Below are 15846 nucleotides of genomic sequence, written 5' to 3'. Positions count from 1 at the left end.
ATATAAGTTATCTCCGGGGGAGATATGGCTTATCTCCGGGGGAAATATGGCTGAACCGGGGAGCATCCATGCTTTTGCCACACAATATCCATGCTGGGAGAACAGACGGCGCCTGCCTATAGGGGAAACGTACAGGAAACTGGTGAGTGAATAGGTAGACCGAAAATAAATAAATAATTCCTTTTGATGATTATATTTGATGGCATTTGCTTTTATATAAATATCAGATAATGAAGATTTCGATTGGATGCTTAATGCTGACATTAGCCCTGTATACAAACGGGTTAACGGCGCAATCGCGCACTTACCAGAACCCGCTGCCGGTGGAGTTCGGCGATCCGTATGTATTGCATGTTAGCGGCGACAAATACTATATGTACGGCACCGGTGGTATTGCCAAAAATGGGTTTGCTGCTTATTCCTCTACCGACCTGGTGAACTGGAAAGATGAAGGCCAGGTATATTATGCAGGTAACAAAGGCGGCTGGAGCGATTCTACCGCCGCATGGAACGGGGCTTACTGGGCGCCTGAAGTGTATGAATATAAAGGTAAGTTCTATATGTTCTACAGCGCCCAGTGGAAAGAAAATCCAAATAAAGAACTAGAGAATTTCCGTATAGGCGTGGCCGTGGCCGACCGTCCTACCGGGCCATTCACCGATATCAACAACCGCCCTGTTTTTGATCCCGGTTATCCTGTTATTGATGCCAATGTACTCTTTGATAAAAGCGGTAAAATTTATCTTTACTACTCCCGCTGCTGCTATAAACATCCTGTAGAAAGCGAAGTAGCCACCTGGGCCAAACAAAAGGGATGGTTTGATACCATAGAGGAAAGCTGGGTATACGGCGTGGAGCTGAAGCCTGATTTCAGCGGTGTAACCGGAGAGCCGGTGCTGTTATTACGTCCTCCTGTTAAAATGAATGATAAGCATTCCGAATGGGAAAGCCGCTCCGTTACCTCAAAAGAAGTGAACCGCCGGTGGACGGAAGGTTCCGTTGCCTTTAAAAAGGGAGATACCTATTACATGATGTACTCTGCCAACTATTTTGGCGGTAAGAACTACGCCGTAGGATATGCCACTTCCAAAAGCCCCCTGGGGCCTTTTGTGAAAGGCGCCAATAATCCTGTGTTGCAGAAAAACGTGGAAAAAGGCGGCACCGTTACCGGAACAGGGCATAACAGCATCACCTATTCCCCGGATGGAAAAGAAATGCTTTGTGTATATCATGCCCGCACTTCCGCCACAGGCGATCAGCGCGTTGTTTTTATTGACCGGATGAAGATTTTAAAAGATGGCAGGCTGGTAGTGGAAGGGCCTACCACTACCCCACAGGCTGTGCCCGGAAGCAAATAATTTTCAGGGCTTCCCCCTTGCGGCCCCCGGGTTTCCTTCCAGGTAAACCCGGGGGCTTTTTTTACCTCATAGAAACATTTATATGTTTCTATATTTTTTTTCTTATCTTTGTACCCGAAACAATTTGTTCCCGGATATGGACAATAGAAAATTTGAGAAGATATCCCGTGCACTGAGTGATGCCAGCAGGATCACTGTCCTCCAGCAATTCAGAAAGAAGCAGGGATGTTTATACTGTGCAGAGATAACCGATATGCTGGATCTTACCCAACCTTCCATTTCCCACCATTTGAAGCAGTTGGTAGATGCAGATTTGCTCATACCTGAAAAAGAGGGACGCAATGTAAAGTACGTTTTAAATCAGAAAGTGCTGGACGATTATATTGATCGCCTTAATGCCTTCAAGGCATAACACTTTCTTCCCCGAACAGGCAATATTTATCATCATAAACATATCGAAACATTCAAATATTCAAATTGTTGCATCAATGAAAAAGTCGATCTACGCAATGGCCTTGGGAGCCTTTGGAATTATCACCACCGAATTTGGCGTTATAGGCATACTACCTAATCTGGCTAAGGTATTTGATGTTTCCGTGGATACGGCGGGATGGTTATTAAGTGCATTTGCGTTAACGGTGGCAGTGTCGTCCCCGTTTATCACCGCGCTAACCACCAATATAAACCGCAAGCTGCTGATGACACTTGTACTGGCTGTATTTGTAGTATCCAACCTGCTTTCCGCCTTCTCGCCCAATTTTACGGTGCTGATGATTGCCAGGGTGTTACCGGCTTTTTTACACCCGCTGTTCTGGAACATTTCACTGGCAGTGGCATATAAAGAATCCGGCAGTAAAGCGGTTTCCGTAGTAATGTCGGGAGTTAGCATTGCCACCGTAATGGGCGTGCCGATCACCACTTATGCGGCGGAATTTTTCAATAACTGGCAGGCCTCCTTTTTCCTTGCCAGCTTTGTGAGCCTGGTCGCATTTATGGGGCTGCTGCTTTTTGTTCCCTCTATGCCCGCCATCAGGAAAACTACGGGCGACAGCCAATTGTATGTATTAAAGAATCCACAGTTATGGCTGAACCTCGTTTCCACCATTTTGATGCTGGCGGGTATGTTTTCAAGTTATAGTTACCTGGCCGTCTACCTGGAAAAGATCTCCCATATGAATGGTGCCCAGGTAAGCCTTATGCTGCTTTTATTTGGCGGTATGGGCGTATTGAGTAACTGGATCACCGGTATTGCGCTAAGTAGGAATGTGATGCGCACCACCCGCATATTTTTCTCTTTGCTGATCCTCGTACAGGTGCTGGCGTATTTCTTTGGCGGTATCTTTATTCCGATGGTCATTATCCTTTCCTTCTGGGGCGCCATTCATACAGGTGGCTTCTTAATAGGAAATATACGTACCACCCGTTCTGTACCACACAGTGCACTGGAGTTTGTAAACAGCCTGCTTACCTCCTGCTATAATATCGGCATATCGCTGGGCACCATGCTGGGAGGCTTAATTATAGCCAGTTACGGCGTTCATAACGTGATCTGGATGAGTGCAGCGCTGCTGGCTGTTAACCTTGGACTGAGCTTCGTTACTTTTGGCGAGAAGCACCAGGCAACAGCTGTAGATGCTAATGCAGAAAAGGAATTCCCTGCTCCTATGCTGCATGCTTAAACCAACCATTTTTTAAAATGCCGCAGCAGCTGTTAAAGGCTGCTGCGGCATTTATGTTTACTGAATACCGGCAGATTCATTGCTTTCGCATGCCGGCTTTTTTTAATCATTCCCAGGAGGCCTTCATTTTTGTTTGCACCGTCATACAGGCTATTATTATATAAAATGTAACGTGTTGTGCTATTAAAAAGCTAAAGCATGTTTAATCTTTGAAATTTTGAGTCCATTTTTGAAATTGATGAACTGGAGCAAGGAAGTTGCCGATAGCTTGGAAGCTAACCTGGTAGCCAAACAAACAAATGATCTGTCATAGTTCCTTCTAAGGTTCAGCTGATCGCACAACTGAGCAAAAACCGTTTCTACCATTTATCGCTTCAATCTGTTTTTCTTCGGATATTTCCTGTAATGGAAGGGCTAAACAGATTTTCAAAATCGCGAGACTTTTTTCAGAGGGGAGAGGCCATGCGCCGTCAGGAACCCAGTTCCAGCTGATTTTTCACCAGGTTATAATACTCAAATTTATTTGACACCAACTCCTGGTGAGTACCTTTTTCAACAATCTCACCATCTTTGAGTACAATGATCTGGTCTGCATTCTTTACGGTAGACAGCCGGTGTGCGATGATCATTACCGTACGGCCTTTGAAAAATGCCTGTAAACGTTCATGGATGATCTTCTCGTTTTCCGCATCAAGGGCGGAAGTGGCCTCATCGAAAAAGAGGAACTGCGGATTCCGGTACACGGCACGCGCAATGAGCAGGCGTTGTCGCTGCCCGCCGGAAATATCGTTGCCGGAAGAACCAATTTTGGTGTTCAGGCCCAACGGCAGTGAATGGACATAGCTTTCTATATTCGCGATCCGGACCGCCTTTCTGAGTCTGTCATAGTCAATGTGTTCATCTCCACAAACGATATTTCTTTCAATGGTATCTCCAAAGATAAATCCATCCTGCATTACCACGCCGCTATGTTGCCTGGCCCAGCTATGGGGCACTTCTATCAGCTGCCGGCCGCCCAGCATAATTTCACCGGAGGTAGGTTCATAAAATTTAAGCAGCAATTTCATCAGCGTTGTTTTACCACTACCACTGGCGCCCACTATCGCCGTTACTTTCCCCTGGCGGATAGCCATATTGATCCCTTTCAGCACAAACGGGGAACGTGGACCTTCATACTGAAAAGACAGGTTACGTATGCGGAAATGCAGTTCGCCACACTGTCCCGCCTCTTTCAGCTGTTGCAATGTATGTTCGTTGTTTTCCATGGGTGCAGCTTCCTCATCAGGATGTATCTGTACTTCATTCAACCGCTCCAGGCTCAGCCTCGCATCCTGCATGGAACGGAAGAAGCTCATCAGCTGACTGACAGGTGCATTCATTTGCCCGATGATATAAGATACGCTCAACAACGCGCCCAGCGTGAGGTTGCCTTTTATCACCAGGGAAGCTGCCATGAAAGTGACGAGAATATTCTTGACCTGGTTCAGTAACTCAAAACCGGTTACCTGCACCTGGTTAAGTTTTAGAATCCGTATACTGATGGCAAAAAGCCGCTCTTGTATCTTTTCCCACTCCCGGCGCTTGTAATCTTCGAACCTGTTTAATTTCAGCTCGGATACACCTTTCATGATCTCATAGATCGATTCCTGGGTTTCGCTGTGCTGCTGGAACTGCAGGTAATCAAGGATCCTGCGCTTCTTCATCCAGAAGAGCGACCAGAGGATGGATACGGCGCTCAGTCCAAGATATACCAGCAGGATGTTCGTATTGTAATACCATAGTATCCCGAAATACACTGAAAAAGTGATCATGGAAAACAAGGTTGGTAAACTCTGTGATGTCAGGAAAAGTTCTATCCGCGCATGATCGGCGATGCGTTGCGTAAAATCGCCCATGAGCTTGGAGTCGAAGAACTTGATCGGCAGCCGTAGCAGTTTTCCCAAAAAATCGGAAATGATCCGGATATTTACTTTCGTACCAACGATCAATACGATCCAGTTACGGAACATGTCTGTCACAATATTACCGGCAAAAAGGCTCAGCTGTGCCAGCAGTATCAGTGTGATGAAATGCATGTCCCTGGCAGTGATTCCTTTATCAATCAACTGCTGCGTAAGAAAAGGAAATGCGAAAGAAAAAAACGAACCGATCACCAACATTAGCATCAGCAATGCCACGGAACGTTTATGAGGCAAAAGATAACTGTACAGATGTCGCAGTCCCAGGCGCCCCGCCTGTGGCGGTGGATCTTTTTTGTAAAAATCCTCTGTAGGAGTAAGGAAAAGCGCTATCCCATTGCCTTCCGAGGCTATCCAGTATTTTTCGAATTTTTCCTGCGACAGCGAGATCATGCCATGTGCAGGATCGGCGACCCTGAAAATGTATTTGCCGCTAAACCTGTTCCTGGATATTTTCACCAGCACCACAAAATGATTTTTGTTCCAGTGCAGGATCGCGGGTAAGGGTAACTTTTTTGTACATAACCCGTCAACAGAGAGTTTTCCCGGGAACACATTCAGCCCGATATATTCTGCTGCCTCCTTGATCCCTAACAAGGAAACACCTTTGCGGCTGATATAGGTGTGCTTGCGCAGAAAGTCCATGTCGTATGGCCTGCCATGGTAAGCAGTGATCATCGCAAGACAGGCAGGGCCACAGTCCATCTGGTTGGACTGATACACAAAATTTATGGAAGGCTTAAACATGGGCAACATAGATCAGATGTTATCAATTATCTTGAACAACAGCGACTTTGGAACATTCAGCTTCGTCGTAATAAATGTATTGATTGCGTCGATGATTTTCCCCTTTTCACGATGATCACTGGCTTTGATCACCTTGCTAGCAGCGATTGCCTGCTGTAATTTCAACACATCATACAATTGGCTTACGGGCTCTTTCAGGAAGGTTAGCAGCGATTCGAAATAATGTTCATAATTATTCTCCCAAAGTTGCCGGCTTACGTAGATCCAGTTATACAGTATCTGGCGATCCGTTGTATTCACTTCAAAGTCCAGCTGCAGATACCAGGGCACGAAATTAGCCTGATGTCCTCCTTTCCCCGGGAAACGGATCATATCTTCTACGATCATACGAAAGCATTCGTATGCATATGCTTCACGGATATACGCCTGTCGTTCAAAGAAGGCTGGCTCTTTGAAGATGACGCCATAAAGATCCCGGTCACCTCCATTGAGCATATAATCAAAGAGCCGGACCAGCAGGGCATTGCCGGCTTCTTCGTCGCCGCTGCGGAAAAGTATCCTGGAGATATTCTTATTCTGCTCCAGGCATCTGAATACCAGCGTATAGAGCCCTTGCCGCACCAGGTATTCATTCATTGCCACACATTCTATTGTGACGGCAGTAGCGATATCATATCGTTTTGTTTTATAGTAGTACAGTGATTTTACCGACAACGCCATCTGCCTGGCATAGATGTAAAGATTGCCGCTGATTTCCTGCTCAATCTGTTTTTCTATGGCCAGGTATTCTTCAAAAGCAGCTTCCATCTCTATCCCTTTCACGAGGTTGGATACTACCTTTCCGAATTGTTTGTCGTACTGGTTCAGCAGCTCATAATCCTTTTTGGTGGCGTCACACACCTTATATATCTCTTTCTCCCTCAGCATTAAGATCAACCTGTTATGATCATACGGCAGGGTGGATTCCTCCAGGGAAGGAGGAAAGCTTTCTATTTCAGAAAGCAGGAAGTCCGGTACGTTTATTTCTTCTTTGAAAACGGTCATAGCCAATATGGATTGATGTTAAGCAATCATGAGTAACTCATCTATCGGTGGCAGCGAGCCATTAACATGGATCATCGATGCGATACCGATGCCGAGAATGCCCCATCCGAAGGATACCTGCCATAGTACGTCTTCCGCCAGCAACCTGCTTTTAAAGCCGGCAAAGCGGTTTTCGTGGATGGCATATGTTGGAATCTGCTCATACCAGTAGCGTGCCCGATCGGTAAACCGTAAGTCGCCGGACAAGGCTCCCAGCTTATCGAAAGTGAATGCCAATCCAGCTGCGCCATAGATGATGCTGGCATCCAGGGTCAGGTTGTCTTCTTTTGTTCTTTGCAGACAATCATTCAGTACCAGGTCGCGGTATTCTGCGAGTTGTTCGCCGGGAAAAAGCCTGGCAGCCCTGTACAACGTATAGCCTATTCCGAGATCGCCGTAACATAAGGAGAATTGCATCGGGGCAATGGGATCGCCCACATAGTTGGGAAACAGCCCTTTGTATGGGGAAGTTCTGTAATGCTTCAGGAGGAAGTTGATTGCTTTGCCGATCGTTTTCCTGCAAGTGTCTGGTCTGATATTATTTTCGCAGGCTGAGAGAAGAAAGGAGATGACCATGCAGGACCCGTGGGAGATGCCCAGGTACGCCCGATCGAACAGGGTGGGGCTTACCCAGTAATAGTCACCCTTTTCATCGCGGCTGGCACACATATCAATGCTTTCTACCAGGAATTCCAGCTGGGGTTTCACTGCGGGAGTGCTTTTGAGCCGTGTCAGGAAATAATGACCGGCGGCAAGTGCGCCGCTGTTCAGATCAAAATCCCTCATGGTTATTTTACTTTTCAGCAACCCGAAGAGGATGTCGTCCAGGCGGAGCAGGTATGCATCTGATTCTATTTCAAGCAGCTCATGCCGTTTGCAAAATTCAATGAACCTTCCGATATGTGCGAGATGGCCATCGATGGAGTCTGTCTGGTAGATTTTTTTGAAATTTTTAAGATCAAGTGCAGCCATCGCCTTATCGAAGTAGCCCATGGCCTCCTGCGCGTAATCCTCATTACCAGTATGCTTTGCAAGATAGAGGTAATAGAGGGCATATCCCAGTAGCCCCGTTTCGTAAGAAGGATTATGCAGTGATGCTTCGGTATCTTTCAAAGCACCGGTGATAGCTGCAATCACATCATGTAGTGTGAGGGGTTTATTGATGGTATTCATTTAACTGTTTTTTTTGTGCTGCAACAGAAGTATAAAACCTGTTCAGGAAATAGTAAGTGACCAGCTCGTGACTGCGCTGGTTCACCATGAACATCCGGTTCATCGACATGTGTATATAACTGTTCATGAGCCGGTCTTTGTTGTTGCGGAAATAAGCAAGGTTATTCAGACTGGCAATTTCCGGTTCCAGTGCGATGCTTCTTTTATGGAATTCGTTGTAGGCATCTGTTAGCTTTGCATCGGCTTTCCTGTTCAGCAGGATATCGGCAATGTCTTTCTGAAAACGCCGGTACCGGTCGTTCATCATCTTTATTAACAGTTTCTCTCTTTTCTTATCTTTCATGCTGAATTCATGCAGGAACATGTTACTCAATTTCTCCAGTAATGCCCGCTTGCCTGCAATATCATAGTTGAAATCATCCAGCAGTCTGTCGATGTTGACGAGTGCGAACAACCAACGCCAGTGTTCACCTTCATTGCCACCAAGCAGGCTAAGGAAATTGGTGATAGCCACACTGTCGATATAGAAGAGTGTTTCCGTTGCTTCGATCAATGCTGCGCCATATCTTTCTATCTCCCGGTGATAGGTATCTATCGTTATGTTGATGACTTGGTTGGCTGTAAGGAATTGTTCCAGGCCCTGTTCGAACTGTTCTGTGAGTGAATGCCACTTAGGCATATCAGCTCCGGATGCGCGATGGATCCTGATCCGCAGATGATGCCCGGGATCACTATACCGGATGAAGAACCATTTATCGAGGGTGCCTGCCTCGAGATGCATACGCGCGAAATCGCTGACATACTCCGTCAGGATGCGTTCCTGTACCTTGTTTCCCGTGTATACCTTTAGGTAAAGCCATTCGCTTCCGGGTGGGAAGATCCGTTTTATTTCCTGCGGGGCAACAAATTTAGACAGTTGTCCCGGGCGCATAGGGCGGTGTGTGCCCATGGTAATCAGCATTTCATTGGTGAAACTGCTATTGTGTTGTTTCAGGAAACAATTTTCGGGTGACTGCAGGAACTCGCATAGTGTCACTTCTTTTTTGCCCAGCTCTTTCGCCAGGATCTGTCGGCAGATCGGGTTGTCGAGGTCGAGTAGCAACTCGTTATCACCTTCTGCCAGCAGCACATGCCGGGGGAGTTGTCTGCTATTACGTAAGGAGTCAACATATTCTTCCACAATATGTTCTTTCCGGTGATCCAGTATTGTTTGCGGCAGCAGCCATCTGGCGCGGCTCAGCACCAGATGTTTGTAAGTAATCCGTGGCAGGAATTTTTCAGCGGCCAATTCTCCCCAGTCCCAGATGAAGCCGTGTACAACGTGTTGTGCGGAGCAATCCGCCAGGAACTTATAGATTGGTTGTCCAAAAAAAGTATAATGTGAATTGGTAAGACAGGGAATAATTTCCTTGTCGAGCCGCTGTGACCGCAGCACTACCCGGTTATCCCTCACCGATACCATGATATCATTGATATTGATCTGACAACCGGCATCGAGGCGGGATTGTGAGATGTAGGGAATTTCATATTGCCTGAAAGGCGGCCGCAGCACGATATTGGCGTAGTTGCCGGAGGGAAGGTAAACGATTTCAGCGAGGATAACATCCTGGTTGGCGGTTGTTTCCTCCGATATGATTTGCCGGATATTGTTGCTGATGGTAGCGTCGCCGTTGGCGAAGCGGGTCAGTAATTTGGCGGCAAATGGTGCATGTGTTTGGACCAGTTGAAATTTATAGTTTCCGCTATCCAGCAAGGGAAGCGAATCTGCGATCAGTGTTCCGAATATATAAGTATTCGTAGGCACTTTACCGTTAAACTTGCTTTCATTTCTCTTGCGGGATGCCTGCAGCTCTGTGGGGGCAATGTCTACGACGTGTTCCTTCTTTTCACAGAAACGCCTGAAAACTGTTTTCCGGATCGTTTCCAGATAATCCTCATGGGTATTTATTTTTTGCGGCGGATTAACGACAGGCATTCCTTCTATCAAAGGCATATATTCTGCCACGCCGGTGATGGCATTACCATAACCAATCCCGTAGTTAGGGTCCAGTGCCTGGACCAGTGGTATTTCCCGCTCCTCGTAGCGGCGGTGGAATTGGTGCCTGAACTGTTCCAGGTCGGGAGCGGATTTCGGCGGCACCAGCGATGATAACTCAAAACATTCTTCACTGATCTCTGTAATGATCTTTCTATTGATATTATTTGTTTGCGTATTGTAAAAGAGATCCGCTTTGAAAAAATCACTTTCCACACGGAGATATTCCAGGGATTGCGCCATCATGCTTGCTCTCAGAGCTGGCAGATCATTAATGCCGGTGGTGGCATTAAAGGCATCGTATATCTTTTGCAACTCATCCACCTGCGGCAGGGAGATCTGATGTTGCCTGGCCTTCGCCAGGAAATCATGTACAAAACTGCGGGAAGAAACGCTGGGATAAAATTCATTTACCAGCACTTGTGAACGGATCAGGTCCATCACAAATTTCTCTTTCTGCTGATAGGTGGCAGATACATCAATGGTGGCCACCAGTTCGCTGATCGTGGCGCCGCCCCGCGCACGCTGGAGGATATGCCGGATCACATCATTGACTGTTACGGACGACAGCCGGGATTGTAACCCGCCATTTACCTGCGCCTGTTCTACAAAAAGTAATTTATCATCAATTTCGTAAAGGGTATTGTTAACGGAATATTGTATGCGAGCTTTATATTCCGGATGTGATCCCACCTGGAGGATCAGATCAGCTATAACGTCTATATTAAATTCAAAGCTGACCCTGTATTTGTTTTCCGCGAACAAGATGCTGCTGGCAGCATCATTCACGCTCCCTGCTGTTACGCCGCTAAAAAGACCATAAGGCGTACTCCTTACAGCCATGCGCGCGAAGTATTTATACAGGGAGAAAAGTAGTTTCCTGACTTTATGAAGATCTACCGGAGATTTATCTTTCAGCTCATTGTAAGTATTGAAAACAGCTCTGGAACCTACAAACAGCGCTTCATAGAACAGGGAGTTGCTCAACAAGTCGTTTATAACTTTCATAATGGCGTTGGCATCATTCAGGTTAAGCCCGGCTGTTTCGCCATTCAGTTTGAAGATATCATCAACCGGGAGCGCAGGCGTTCTGAGCAGATAGTGGTCATGTATAAAGAAATCTCGTTTATGCTCCATATTCTATGTTTACCGGGGAATAGGAATCGGATGACAGATGAACGGAGGGGCTGTTCCATGGAACAGCCCCTCCGTTCTTAAGCTGTAAAATGACGATTAGGCGATGCAGGTACTGCCACCAGAACCGCAACCGGTTGAGTTACCACCGGTACCGCAGCCGCTACCGCCATCACCACAACCAGTTGAAGTGGCCATCAAAGGTAAATTCACGCCACCAATGATCTGTCCGAGTTGTGCTTCGTCCAGTTGTGCAATAGTTTCTTTGTCAAGCTCCAAAGGATTCAGAATTACTTTTTTCATAATTTTTGTTTTGAAATAGATAGAATGATTAAACAAATAGAGCGGGATGAAGAAGCTGCCCATCTGAAACAGCTTCTTCATGTAACGATAATTTTGTTTGGTCAGTATCAACCGCAAGTACTGCCGCCGGTACCGCAGCCAGTAGACGTAGCGGCACTTTGCGTAACAAGGTCACCACTATTGCCGCCTACGATTTGTTGCAGTTGTGCTTCATCCAGCTGAGCAATGATTTCTGTGTCCAGCTCCAGAGGGTTTAACATTACTTTTTTCATAATTTTGAAATTTGAAGGTTGTGCTTACTCTCTTCAGGCTTTTCAGCATCCGCCTATTCTAGAATATCTTGTAGAAAGAATGATAATGACGGGAATAAAGCAGTGATGACATTGGGCTATATAAAATCATCATCGGGAACAAACGCGTACACCGGGTTCAAACACCTGAATGGTCGCTGTCAAAAGTAATCGTCAATGCAATGAAGAGGCTATTATCAGCCCAGCTTCTTCATCATTTTTAGAAATGGTTTGGGCTGTTTACAGCGCAGGTGCTACCACCTGAACCACAGCCTGAGGAATTACCGCCGGCACCACAGCCACTGCCGCCATCACCACAACCAGTTGAATTGGCCATGAGGAAGCCGGAGTTAACAGTACCGCCCACGATCTGCTGTAATTGATTTTCGCCAAGTTGGGCAGTGGTCTCTTTATCGAGCTCCAGAGGGTTTAACATTACCTTTTTCATGATTATTTTTTAAATATTATGCCTACTCTACTCAGGCTTTTCAGCATCCGCCTATTCTAGAATATCTGCATCGTGGGTGAAATTACAAGTCCACTCTTAGTTTGCTCTGTCTTTTTCACTGAAATTGATCTGTTTCCTATTGCCTTTTACGTTGTTGTTGCCGAATGTATATGTCAGGCTCAGTGTGAATTTCCTGGCGTCGTAATAGTTATGATATGTCTGTGTATAATTTGTATAATAGACCTCTCCCCTGCTCACCAGTCCTTTCAGCAGGTCATCTCCGGAAGCTGTTACCTGCAGCCTGTTGTGCAGCATCGATACCCGCATACCTGACGACAAACCATAGAGTTGATTGCTATAATAGTTGTTCTGTCTGTTCGCCAGTTCATGCCAGAAGTTAACGAAACAACTTACGGTACGCGTGATGGTGAAAGTATTGTTGATGCTGTAATAGAAGGCGAGCCCCTGTTGTGGTACCACTTCCGGTATAGCCGATTTTGAATCAGAATAATATACCGTTACGCTGGTGTTGTTCTCCCACCATTTGAGAGGTTTGAAACTCAATCCTGTGTTCAATCCTGCGTCGTACTTCGTGAGATAGTTTTTATAGTTGACCACTTTGAGGGCATCCGTTACTTCTGTCAATCTCCCAAAGCCATTCACTTGTTGCTGGCCATACAAAGTGAAAGACAGCATCCCCTTATACAGATAAGATAACTCGATGTTATGATTGAAAGATGGCTGCAGTAGCGGATTTCCAGTGTAGTAGCTGTTAGGATTGGTATACCATTTAAAAGGATCCACAGCCCTGAAATTGGGCCGGTTGATGCGCTTGGAATAGCTGATAGAAAATGTATTGTTCTGATCAGCTACATAGCTAAGATATACTGATGGGAACCACTTTCCGTATTCAGATTTCGATCTGCTTGCGGTAGACAGCGAGTATCCGTTTACCCATGAGTACTCATATCTCAAGCCCACTTGCATGGTCCATTTTTCCATGACCGACTTATGCAGGATCAGGTACGCCGCGAGATTTTTCTCGCTGTAGTTGAACAGGTTGCTCCTGATCGGATCCGGCTTGTAGCCGCCATTTACCAATGTGGCATACCTGACATCTGAGTTGTTATCTATATTTGTAAACTTAATACCAGTCTCCGTTGTAGCCCATGATGCCGGCAACGTGAGGTCTGCCTGACCGGAAGTGATCCGGTATTTTACATGGCTGTAGTTGTTGACGGTATCCAGTAAGGTGCTTTTGTCTGATGCTGTTTTGAAATCAACGTTTGTTTCCGGTGTATTGGAGAAATAGTTGAAGCCGAGGTTTAGTTTTCCTCCTTTTTTATTCAGCTTCTGCTCATAATAGGCGTTCAGCGTATGTGCAAGAGTTTTGTTCCGGTGTTGTGAAAATGTGGTAAGTACGGAGTCGGCAATGTTTTGTGTGAGATACTCCGTGGTATTGTTGATATCCATGTTGGTACGGATCTCGCTGACGTCATAGATAAAACCGATCGTACTTCCGGTGTTGATCTTATAGTCCATGCCTAAATTACCGCCAACTCCTTTATAGGTGTCCTTCCTGGAATCATTGCTGAGGATCGAGTTTTTCCCGATCACATCGATATCTTCCGTAGCATATACCGATCTGTCGTATTGTTTCAACCGGAGTGTAGTATTGAGCTTCTTCGATTGGTAGTTGATGGTGGCTGTATTGTTGATTCCGGGATAGGTAGTTTGCGCATAGGAGGTGCTTACATTCCCACTCCAGCCAAGGTTAGGATTTCGTTTGAGCACAATGTTGATCATGCCGCTATTCCCTTCCGCTTCATATTTCGCCGGGGGAGTGGTGATCACTTCCACTTTGGTCACATCGTCAGACCTGATAGACCGGAGATAGTTCATGAGGTCTTCTCCACTGATGTTCAGTATTTTTTCATTCACCATGATTGAAACACCTGATTTACCGATGATAGAGACTCCGGATTCGCTGACCCTCAGCATAGGCACCAGTGCCAGCGATTGCGTGAGGTCTGTTCCTTTGGAGGCGATAGAATGTTCCAGGTTGAATACCAGCCGATCCACTTTTCTTTGAATGAGGCTTTTGTTTCCGGTCACTACGATAGCTTCCAGGTCTTTTGACAGATTCAGATGAATGGTGCCCATACGCTCATCTTGGCTCAGTTTGAGCTGTTGTGTATGAAGTATCTTTCCCATGGAGCGGATCACCAATTTGTAGCTGCCGGTATCTGCGTTCAGGAGGAATGTGCCCGTGGTATCAGTATAACTGCATTTTACCAGGATGCTGTCGTGCTTCATTAAACAAGCTTCGGCATAAGCGATAGGCTGTTCCAGACTTTTCACCACTCCCGACAACGCACAGGTATGCTGGGCGTAGGCTACAGTAAAGGAAAAAAAGAAGATCAGGCTGTTAACATAAAACAGACGTACAAGTATTTTCATTTTCTGGTTAATGTGGATAGTTGGTTCTGATAATCATTGGGACACTGTGTCTTTAACAAACAGAAAAGCCTAATTAGTAGTCGTGATCATGATACTTTTTTTGTGATGTAAGTACGGGTTCGTTTTTTCTTGTTCTGATTTGCCAGCGTGTTTGATTTTTAAAACATTCCGCCAGGGAATTGATCTGCTCTGGGTTATCTGCATTTTGAGGGGATTTATGCCAGATCATTAGGGAATCCAGTATAGTCCATATTTTCAAAATGCAACTTTTCTAAAGATTATCGGGAAAGCCGATCAACAAACAAAAATTTGCTCTTTATTAATTTCTTCAAAGCCCTCCCTTCTATATAGTATATCAGGGTGGTTCGTAGTATATATTATACAATACTTAACTTAATAATGCAAACGAAATTCACTAAGTACACATGATTCATGTGAGCAGTCTAACGAAAATACTATCGATGATTCAAACTAACAAATTTTTTTTGGGGATGATGAGTTGAATAAAATACTAAAATGTATATTTACGTCCTTATCCCTTATACTGTATGAAACGAATTTTTACTTTTCTTATCCTGTTGGCAACAGGAACAATCACACCAGTTTTTTTGAAGGCCCGGGAGGTCGTAAAAGGAAAATTGGATTTTCTGAAAGGTACTACTAAAATGAAAGTGGTATTTACCTACAACAAACTTATTGTTGGCGAGGACGGACGGGAGGCCAGCTATATTAAGCGGAGAAAGGCAGAAAAAGAAGCCAAGGAACCTGGATCCGGCGCTGCCTGGGAACAGAGCTGGTTTGCCGACCGGGAAAAACATTATGAACCCAGTTTTATCGAGCTTTTCAAGAAGTACGCCGACATTACCTTATCAAAAGACAGCACTCCCAAATACGTAATGGTAGTGAATACCAGGTTTATTGAAGTTGGTTACAACGTTGCAGTCTCCTCCCGTAAAGCAGCCATCAACCTGGATGTAGAAATTTTTGACCAGGCCAATATGAAAAAATCCATCTGTAAAGTCATGATGGACGACATGAAAGGAGGAAAAGGCCAGTTTGCTACCGGCCTCCGTATAGGAGATGCCTATGCCAAAGCAGGTAAAGAGTTGGGAAAAATGATCAGTAAAAAAATAGATGATTAAGCATCTGTTGTATAGTAAGCACCGGTAATACGCATT

General features: G+C 45.5%; 12 protein-coding genes and 1 pseudogene. 4 read left to right on the top strand and 9 right to left on the bottom strand.

Annotated features, from left to right (window positions below; genetic code table 11):
• Nucleotides 1-230: 230 nt before the first annotated feature.
• The 3 genes from FN124_RS28275 to FN124_RS28265 all read left to right on the top strand — a co-directional run bounded on the left by FN124_RS28275 (nucleotide 231) and on the right by FN124_RS28265 (nucleotide 3037).
• Nucleotides 231-1358, top strand: coding sequence for a glycoside hydrolase family 43 protein (locus FN124_RS28275; RefSeq protein ID WP_142688161.1), 1128 nt, complete (start codon nucleotides 231-233; stop codon nucleotides 1356-1358).
• Nucleotides 1359-1494: 136 nt separating this feature from the next.
• Entirely contained in the window at nucleotides 1495-1770 is a 276-nt protein-coding gene (locus FN124_RS28270) for an ArsR/SmtB family transcription factor (RefSeq protein WP_142688160.1), read from the top strand.
• 76 nt (nucleotides 1771-1846) lie between these two features.
• Entirely contained in the window at nucleotides 1847-3037 is a 1191-nt protein-coding gene (locus FN124_RS28265) for an MFS transporter (protein WP_142688159.1), read from the top strand.
• Between the two features lie 183 nt (nucleotides 3038-3220).
• Here FN124_RS28265 and FN124_RS31890 read toward each other — a convergent pair.
• The 9 genes and pseudogenes from FN124_RS31890 to FN124_RS28230 form a co-directional block, all read right to left on the bottom strand.
• Nucleotides 3221-3445, bottom strand: a pseudogene (locus FN124_RS31890) (IS982 family transposase); the annotation flags it as partial.
• Between the two features lie 62 nt (nucleotides 3446-3507).
• Complete coding sequence (locus tag FN124_RS28260) at nucleotides 3508-5751, bottom strand: peptidase domain-containing ABC transporter (RefSeq protein ID WP_221887945.1); 2244 nt, start codon at nucleotides 5749-5751, stop codon at nucleotides 3508-3510.
• Nucleotides 5752-5754: 3 nt separating this feature from the next.
• Nucleotides 5755-6786, bottom strand: a complete 1032-nt coding sequence (locus FN124_RS28255) for a hypothetical protein (protein WP_142688158.1) — start codon at nucleotides 6784-6786, stop codon at nucleotides 5755-5757.
• Between the two features lie 18 nt (nucleotides 6787-6804).
• Nucleotides 6805-7998 carry a lanthionine synthetase LanC family protein gene (locus FN124_RS28250; RefSeq protein ID WP_142688157.1) on the bottom strand — a complete coding sequence of 398 codons (1194 nt, stop codon included), beginning with the start codon at nucleotides 7996-7998 and terminating at the stop codon, nucleotides 6805-6807.
• Nucleotides 7982-11170 carry a lantibiotic dehydratase gene (locus tag FN124_RS28245; RefSeq protein ID WP_142688156.1) on the bottom strand — a complete coding sequence of 1063 codons (3189 nt, stop codon included), beginning with the start codon at nucleotides 11168-11170 and terminating at the stop codon, nucleotides 7982-7984. The genes FN124_RS28250 and FN124_RS28245 overlap by 17 nt, the downstream gene beginning before the upstream one ends.
• A 96-nt stretch (nucleotides 11171-11266) precedes the next feature.
• Nucleotides 11267-11551, bottom strand: coding sequence for a class I lanthipeptide (locus tag FN124_RS28240; RefSeq protein ID WP_142688155.1), 285 nt, complete (start codon nucleotides 11549-11551; stop codon nucleotides 11267-11269).
• 26 nt (nucleotides 11552-11577) lie between these two features.
• Nucleotides 11578-11730: a hypothetical protein gene (locus FN124_RS31055; protein WP_185937430.1), complete on the bottom strand. Its 153-nt coding sequence runs from the start codon at nucleotides 11728-11730 to the stop codon at nucleotides 11578-11580.
• Between the two features lie 250 nt (nucleotides 11731-11980).
• Nucleotides 11981-12208, bottom strand: a complete 228-nt coding sequence (locus FN124_RS28235; protein WP_142688154.1) for a class I lanthipeptide — start codon at nucleotides 12206-12208, stop codon at nucleotides 11981-11983.
• Between the two features lie 96 nt (nucleotides 12209-12304).
• Nucleotides 12305-14668, bottom strand: coding sequence for a TonB-dependent receptor (locus tag FN124_RS28230; protein WP_142688153.1), 2364 nt, complete (start codon nucleotides 14666-14668; stop codon nucleotides 12305-12307).
• Between the two features lie 548 nt (nucleotides 14669-15216).
• Between FN124_RS28230 and FN124_RS28225 the strand changes: the two genes are divergently transcribed.
• Complete coding sequence (locus tag FN124_RS28225; protein ID WP_142688152.1) at nucleotides 15217-15810, top strand: hypothetical protein; 594 nt, start codon at nucleotides 15217-15219, stop codon at nucleotides 15808-15810.
• The last annotated feature ends 36 nt before the right edge of the window (nucleotides 15811-15846 follow it).

Source organism: Chitinophaga polysaccharea, assembly GCF_902150045.1.
Taxonomy (GTDB): domain Bacteria; phylum Bacteroidota; class Bacteroidia; order Chitinophagales; family Chitinophagaceae; genus Chitinophaga; species Chitinophaga polysaccharea_A.
This window is presented reverse-complemented; position numbering and strand designations above follow the sequence as displayed.

Bases quoted from the DNA above. Each gene is read 5' to 3' on its own strand.
- FN124_RS28225 (WP_142688152.1), top strand. From the start codon at position 15,217: ATGAAACGAATTTTTACTTTTCTTATCCTGTTGGCAACAGGAACAATC.
- FN124_RS28265 (WP_142688159.1), top strand. From the start codon at position 1,847: ATGAAAAAGTCGATCTACGCAATGGCCTTGGGAGCCTTTGGAATTATC.
- FN124_RS28240 (WP_142688155.1), bottom strand. From the start codon at position 11,551: ATGAAGAAGCTGTTTCAGATGGGCAGCTTCTTCATCCCGCTCTATTTG.
- FN124_RS31055 (WP_185937430.1), bottom strand. From the start codon at position 11,730: ATGTTAAACCCTCTGGAGCTGGACACAGAAATCATTGCTCAGCTGGAT.
- FN124_RS28250 (WP_142688157.1), bottom strand. From the start codon at position 7,998: ATGAATACCATCAATAAACCCCTCACACTACATGATGTGATTGCAGCT.
- FN124_RS28230 (WP_142688153.1), bottom strand. From the start codon at position 14,668: ATGAAAATACTTGTACGTCTGTTTTATGTTAACAGCCTGATCTTCTTT.
- FN124_RS28255 (WP_142688158.1), bottom strand. From the start codon at position 6,786: ATGACCGTTTTCAAAGAAGAAATAAACGTACCGGACTTCCTGCTTTCT.
- FN124_RS28275 (WP_142688161.1), top strand. From the start codon at position 231: ATGAAGATTTCGATTGGATGCTTAATGCTGACATTAGCCCTGTATACA.
- FN124_RS28235 (WP_142688154.1), bottom strand. From the start codon at position 12,208: ATGAAAAAGGTAATGTTAAACCCTCTGGAGCTCGATAAAGAGACCACT.
- FN124_RS28245 (WP_142688156.1), bottom strand. From the start codon at position 11,170: ATGGAGCATAAACGAGATTTCTTTATACATGACCACTATCTGCTCAGA.
- FN124_RS28270 (WP_142688160.1), top strand. From the start codon at position 1,495: ATGGACAATAGAAAATTTGAGAAGATATCCCGTGCACTGAGTGATGCC.
- FN124_RS28260 (WP_221887945.1), bottom strand. From the start codon at position 5,751: ATGTTGCCCATGTTTAAGCCTTCCATAAATTTTGTGTATCAGTCCAAC.